The organism is Enterobacter sp. GER_MD16_1505_Eko_090 (assembly GCF_003331015.1).
GTDB classification, from domain to species: Bacteria; Pseudomonadota; Gammaproteobacteria; order Enterobacterales; family Enterobacteriaceae; genus Enterobacter; species Enterobacter roggenkampii.
In genome coordinates this window covers 1-5608 of record NZ_PUQF01000043.1, presented here as the reverse complement: position 1 = coordinate 5608, position 5608 = coordinate 1, and the positions used below count along the sequence as shown (strand labels likewise).

Annotated in this window: 7 protein-coding genes; 6 read left to right on the top strand and 1 reads right to left on the bottom strand. The window is 49.4% G+C overall.

What is annotated here, in order from left to right; translation table 11 throughout:
* Positions 1 to 271: 271 nt before the first annotated feature.
* The 4 genes from C6A40_RS24385 (at position 272) to C6A40_RS24370 (ending at position 2217) form a co-directional block, all read left to right on the top strand.
* Complete coding sequence (locus C6A40_RS24385; RefSeq protein WP_114191460.1) at positions 272 to 592, top strand: DUF134 domain-containing protein; 321 nt, start codon at positions 272 to 274, stop codon at positions 590 to 592.
* Entirely contained in the window at positions 567 to 1028 is a 462-nt protein-coding gene (locus C6A40_RS24380; protein WP_000626969.1) for a NifB/NifX family molybdenum-iron cluster-binding protein, read from the top strand. The genes C6A40_RS24385 and C6A40_RS24380 overlap by 26 nt, the downstream gene beginning before the upstream one ends.
* A gap of 160 nt (positions 1029 to 1188) precedes the next feature.
* Positions 1189 to 1626: a PaaI family thioesterase gene (locus C6A40_RS25425; protein ID WP_016241611.1), complete on the top strand. Its 438-nt coding sequence runs from the start codon at positions 1189 to 1191 to the stop codon at positions 1624 to 1626.
* A 114-nt stretch (positions 1627 to 1740) separates the two neighbouring features.
* Positions 1741 to 2217: a Dps family protein gene (locus C6A40_RS24370; RefSeq protein ID WP_000043177.1), complete on the top strand. Its 477-nt coding sequence runs from the start codon at positions 1741 to 1743 to the stop codon at positions 2215 to 2217.
* A 304-nt stretch (positions 2218 to 2521) separates the two neighbouring features.
* On the opposite strand, the gene C6A40_RS24365 is transcribed toward C6A40_RS24370, so the two are convergent.
* Complete coding sequence (locus C6A40_RS24365; RefSeq protein WP_000928911.1) at positions 2522 to 2872, bottom strand: ArsR/SmtB family transcription factor; 351 nt, start codon at positions 2870 to 2872, stop codon at positions 2522 to 2524.
* Positions 2873 to 3033: 161 nt separating this feature from the next.
* Here C6A40_RS24365 and C6A40_RS24360 point away from each other — a divergent pair, with 161 nt between their 5' ends.
* Positions 3034 to 4692: an FAD-dependent oxidoreductase gene (locus C6A40_RS24360; RefSeq protein WP_000706606.1), complete on the top strand. Its 1659-nt coding sequence runs from the start codon at positions 3034 to 3036 to the stop codon at positions 4690 to 4692.
* Between the two features lie 245 nt (positions 4693 to 4937).
* Positions 4938 to 5402 carry a methyltransferase family protein gene (locus C6A40_RS24355; protein WP_001243598.1) on the top strand — a complete coding sequence of 155 codons (465 nt, stop codon included), beginning with the start codon at positions 4938 to 4940 and terminating at the stop codon, positions 5400 to 5402.
* Positions 5403 to 5608: the final 206 nt, after the last annotated feature.

Below are 5608 nucleotides of genomic sequence, written 5' to 3'. Positions count from 1 at the left end.
CCGGATAGATTCAAGCAAGCCAACTTGTCGTCAAAATCGGTGTTGCAAAAACGGGAGTGACCATAGATTCCGTTTTCTGAGACGACCCCCTTATGGCAGCACTTTAAATTGAGTCTCATACAGTATCTGTTTTCTTTCTCTTCATCTCTCATGACCTGCTGCCCACTTACAGACTCCAGGGTAAAGCAAAAAATTCTCCACCGGTGAGCAGAGTATATTGCATATGCCAGTTTATGAGTGTATATATAGCATATGCCAATAAGGAGCCTTCATGCCAAGACCCAGAATTCCCCGTAACATCTGTGGCCGCCCTGCGGATACCTGTTTTAAGCCCAATGCGCGACCGATGAGCCAGCTTGAACATGTTCATTTAAAAGAAGATGAGTTTGAAGCGTTACGGCTGGTCGATTTACTGGGCATGCAACAGCAGGAAGCGGCTGTTGCAATGGGGGTTTCAAGGCAGACACTGGCCAATGTCCTGAAAGCAGCCCGTTTTAAGGTTGTGGACTGTCTCACTCAGGGCAGGGCCTTAATAATGCACTCTGAAAGGGAAGGTGTTACACAAGATGATCACAGCCATTCCAGTGAATGACGACCGGGTAGCAAATCATTTTACCAAAGCGAGTCACCTTGTCCTGGTGGATGAGCGCGGTGTGGAGCTCAGCCGGACAGAAAATCCCGCGCTGGGCGCAGATTGTTCAGGTAAACGGAAGCTGGTTGACCTGCTGGTTCAACAGCAAGTCAGCCGCGTTGTGGTCCGTAACATCGGGGAACGGATGCTGGGTAAATTACTGGGGCATCAGATCGCGGTGTACCAGACTGACTGTGGTCGTCGTTTGTTCACTGAACTGTGTGATCCGGATACCCGTGTTCTGACTGAACTGAATAAGCCGGAGCAGGGACGCCAGTCCTTTCATCATGAGGCGAAAGGGAAAAAATGCTGTCACTCTGACGGGAACACAGCAGAAAATGCGTGCCAGGGTGGGCGTCAGCATCATCACGGAAACGGGCGCTGTTGCCATTCATGAGTTTATTTCATCACGGGCGGTGATTTTTATCAGACCCGTATTGTGTATAAACCAGGAGCCGGAATGTGTGGAGGAGGCAGTAATGATGCCGGGGGAGCCCCTCAGCTGACTGAATTCCGGATGCCTCCCGTCAGTACAACCGGACGCTGAGCAGAAACAGATGAATTGTTATCTTGATGCCAGAAAGGCCCATACCTGTTGTATGGTCTGTAGTTCCCGCGACAACAACCCTGATACGGTGAACTTAATGTTTTCAGAGCACCCGGATGGCTCTGTATGTGCGGACTACACGGCCAATCACAGGCATCAGGGGTATACGGGTCTTTTACATGGCGGAATGACGAGTACCCTGCTGGATGCAGCAATGACTCATTGTTTGTTCATGCAGGGTGTGCAAGCCCTGACGGCTGAACTGACGGTAAGATTCATTTCACCCGTTTGTACCGGAGACAAACTGATGGTATGTGCCAGACTGCTTGGGCAACGCAGGGGGATTTACCTGCTTGAAGCATGGCTGACAAAAGGACAGCAGACAGTGGCACGTGCCACGGCGAAATTCATTGTTCCGTCGCAGGATATTGCTCTGGCGCATCGCTAGTGTGACAGACGACAGGTGTACCTGGTTATTATAAAAATTTGAGGCGTGTTTTGCTCAGACCGGAAAGAATAATCGCATATCGTATATTCCACTGAAACCGTGTAAGAGGTAGTTATGAGTAAACAAATCATTGATATTGGTATTGCTGAATCATCCCGGGTGGAGATTGCAGACGGCCTGTCCCGGCTTCTTGCTGACACCTATACCCTGTATATAAAAACACATTACTATCACTGGAATGTAACTGGCCCCATGTTTAACAGCTTACATTTAATGTTTGAAAATCAATACAATGAGCTGGCCACTGCCGTTGATGATATCGCTGAACGTATACGCTCGCTCGGATGCTTCGCGCCCGGCACATATCATGAATTTTCACGTTTAACAGCGGTTAATGAAGATAAGGATATTCCGGCAGCAAAAAACATGATTGAAAATCTTGTCCAGGGCCAGGAGACCGTGGTTAAAACTGCACGCTCCCTGTTCCCGCTCGTTAATAATGCGAATGATGAAGCCACAGCAGATCTGCTTACACAACGTATCCAGTTACATGAGAAAACTGCCTGGATGTTGCGTAGCCTGCTTGAATAATGTCACCCCGTGGCAGCAGAAAAAACGGTTTGTCAGCCACAGGCTATTACTGACAGTGCAGAATCATCCGTGTTCCTGTGGCTGTTTTTTCTGACCGTCACAGTATTAAACACCATTGAATCAGTGGGTTAATCAGTGAATGCGTGAACGAGAAATACAGTCCGTGACGGGCATCATCGGCTGGTATATCCGGACCACTGTTGTTTTCCCGTTAAGGTATCGCAGGTTCCGGTCTGGCATTTCACAGCCTGAACAGGGTTAATGATGCATGGATAAAACGGTTTACGGGGAAAGCAGGATCATATTATTCGTTGTTATGGCTTCCTTTACCGGTGCCTGCCTGCGGGCAGTAGAGATCATATAAGGTATTTAACAACGTCATGATACGGTTATCCTCAATACGGTAATATACCATTTTACCTGCCCGTCGGGTCTCGACCAGCTTCAGGCGGCGCATTACACCCAGCTGCTGGGACAGGGTCGGCTGAGTGATACCGACCGCCGCTTCCAGCCCGGCCACATTCGCTTCCCCCAGGCTTAACTGACACATCAACAGCAACCGGTCGCTGTTGGCCAGTCCCCGTAAGACATCTGCTGCCCTCAGGGCCGCATTCTTCATATCTGTCTGACGTTTTGTGTCTTCATTCATGAGCATTGCTGATTTCTCATACTATGTGTTTTTATATAATATAATTTAGTATACTAACGGTATCGTAATTTTGCCATCGTGTTCGTCAGGTCTGCAGCGTCCTGCCGGCCCGGGGAAACGATTATATCTGGCAGGCATTTTTGCCCCGGGTGAACAGAGAGGATGTAATGAAAATAGTGATTGTTGGTGGTGTTGCCGGCGGGGCATCCGCTGCAGCCAGAGCTCGTCGGTTATCAGAGGATGTCAGTATTGTTGTGTTTGAACGGGGAAGCGATGTCTCTTTCGCCAACTGTGGATTACCTTATCATATAGGCGGAAAAATTCCTTTAAGGCAGTCACTGATTCTGAAAACCCCGGAGGATTTTAAATCCCGCTTTAACATAGACGTCCGTATCTGTCATGAAGTGACGTCAGTGGATCCGGTTAATAAAACGGTGACGGTTAAAAATCTGACCTCAGGGGAGGTCTATAGCGAAGAATGGGATCGTCTGCTCCTCAGTACCGGCGCCGCTCCGGTTGTCCCTCCTTTGCCCGGGCTACAGGAAGAGGGTGTCTTTACGCTGCGAAATCTTACTGACATGGATGCTATCCTGGGGTGGATTGAGCAACATCACGTAGCTCACACCACGCTTGTCGGGGGGGGATTTATCGGACTTGAAGTGATGGAGGCTCTGAGCGAACGGGGGATCAGTGTGACCCTGCTGGAGATGGGGGAACAGGTTATGGCTCCGGTTGATCCTGAAATGGCATCTGCCCTGCATCAGGAAATCCGGAGTCATGGCGTGGATCTGCGTCTCAGAACGGCGCTCACCGAGGTACTGCGGACAGAGACGGGATTCCGCGTTGCACTGTCTGAGGGTGGGTTTCTGCAGACCGACATGGTTATTCTCGCCATCGGGGTAAAACCTGAGAACAGCCTTGCCACAGGAGCCGGGCTCGCAGTGGGTAAACGGGGAGGCATAAGCGTCAATGCCTGTATGCAGACCAGTATCCCTGACATCTACGCCGTGGGGGATGCCGTTGAAACTCCAGACTTTGTCTTTCAGGAACCCGCTAATTTTCCTCTGGCAGGGCCCGCCAACCGCCAGGGACGCATTGCTGCTGATAACATGCTAGATCGTCACAGCCTTTACCATGGCAGTCAGGGGACATCCATTTGTAAGGTATTTTCGCTGAGTATTGGCAGCGTCGGTGCGAATGAAAAGCAGCTGAAAGTTCATGGCACCCGATACGAGAAGGTTTACGTCCATGCCGCTGATCATGCCGGTTACTACCCGGGGGCAACGATGATCAGTCTGAAACTGCTGTTCAGCCCCGATACCGGTAAAATTCTCGGGGCTCAGGCATCAGGGAAAAAAGGGGTTGATAAACGCATCGATGTCCTGTCTGTCGCACAGCGCGCGGGGCTTACCGTCAACGATCTCGAACATCTTGAGCTGACTTATGCTCCACCTTTTAACAGTGCAAGGGACGTCGTTAACCAGGCTGGTATGGTGGCGACAAATGTAATGAAAGGAGATACGGTCATATGTCATGTCAGCGATGTGTTACAACGGGAACCGGGCAGTTATTGTTTACTTGATATTCGCTCTCCTGCCGAACTGAAACAATTTGGCGAATATCCTGACGCGCTATCCATTCCACTGGATTCCCTGCGGGAGAATCTTGAAAAAGTGCCTAAAGATAAAGAGATTTTTATAGGGTGCCAGAGTGGCCTGCGCGGGCATGTGGCATACCGTATTCTTCAGGCCCACGGCTTCAGGACATATAATCTGAGTGGTGGCTTTATAACCTGGCAGGCGGTAACGGAGTCAATAAGTAAATAAGAGATGAGGTGCCATACACATGGCACCCTGAATCGCCACAGGTTTAACAGTGAAGTGGTCTGCTGAATTTGTTCACCTGAACAGAGGTGTGGACTGACCCCGCACCGTTATAAGGACAGTTATGAAAAAAATAACTTTTCAGATCAGGCATATAATGTCAGATTCATGGTCACTATAGGAATGGCAAGGACTGGATTTTCATTTTGCAGCCATCAGGCTGCTTAGTTCAGAGATAGGTCTGTGTAATGCGTAACTTCGTGACTCGATTGAGAGTATGGTTTCCGCCCCCACTCATCTTATTGCTGTTTTTCGTCACTGATGTGTTGACTGCAATCCCGCGTTTTACCTTCGACATCGTGAATATAGTGCTAAGCGTGTTGCTGACCGGTGTTTGTATTACCATGATACTGCACACCGCTTGGCAGATGAGCACGAACGGCACGACGCTTAATCCGCTTCATCCGGATAGAACCACCAAGCTGGTAACTGTCGGTTGTTACGCATGGAGTCGAAACCCTATTTACCTTGGAATGAGCGGGCTCCAGTTATCCGTTGCTCTCTGCTTTGGCAGCCTGGTGGGGATACTTGCTGTACCGTTGTTTATGTTTGTAGTAGCCAGATTACATATCCATGTTGAAGAGGTACAGCTTCGAAAACGTTTCGGGTTGGAATGGGAACGCTATACCCAACGGGTTCGTCGCTGGTTATAGCAACCCCGTGGTGTTGCAGGAGACAAATAACGTCGAAATCATAAAGAAAAGAATTCATCATCCTTGAGCTTTTATATCGTAATCGTAAACCAGGTGCCGTATGTAGCCATTGAGCCAGTGCTGGTACCTTAGGGAAGGTGCGAATAAGCAGGTCATTTCTTCCCAAGCTGACTCGCTGATTAAAATTTCGCGGATCTGGGCCGATT

What these genes read in the sequence shown, in the direction of transcription:
- C6A40_RS24385 (WP_114191460.1), top strand. Translation starts at nt 272, where the DNA reads ATGCCAAGACCCAGAATTCCCCGTAACATCTGTGGCCGCCCTGCGGAT.
- C6A40_RS24380 (WP_000626969.1), top strand. Translation starts at nt 567, where the DNA reads ATGATCACAGCCATTCCAGTGAATGACGACCGGGTAGCAAATCATTTT.
- C6A40_RS25425 (WP_016241611.1), top strand. Translation starts at nt 1,189, where the DNA reads ATGAATTGTTATCTTGATGCCAGAAAGGCCCATACCTGTTGTATGGTC.
- C6A40_RS24370 (WP_000043177.1), top strand. Translation starts at nt 1,741, where the DNA reads ATGAGTAAACAAATCATTGATATTGGTATTGCTGAATCATCCCGGGTG.
- C6A40_RS24365 (WP_000928911.1), bottom strand. Translation starts at nt 2,872, where the DNA reads ATGCTCATGAATGAAGACACAAAACGTCAGACAGATATGAAGAATGCG.
- C6A40_RS24360 (WP_000706606.1), top strand. Translation starts at nt 3,034, where the DNA reads ATGAAAATAGTGATTGTTGGTGGTGTTGCCGGCGGGGCATCCGCTGCA.
- C6A40_RS24355 (WP_001243598.1), top strand. Translation starts at nt 4,938, where the DNA reads ATGCGTAACTTCGTGACTCGATTGAGAGTATGGTTTCCGCCCCCACTC.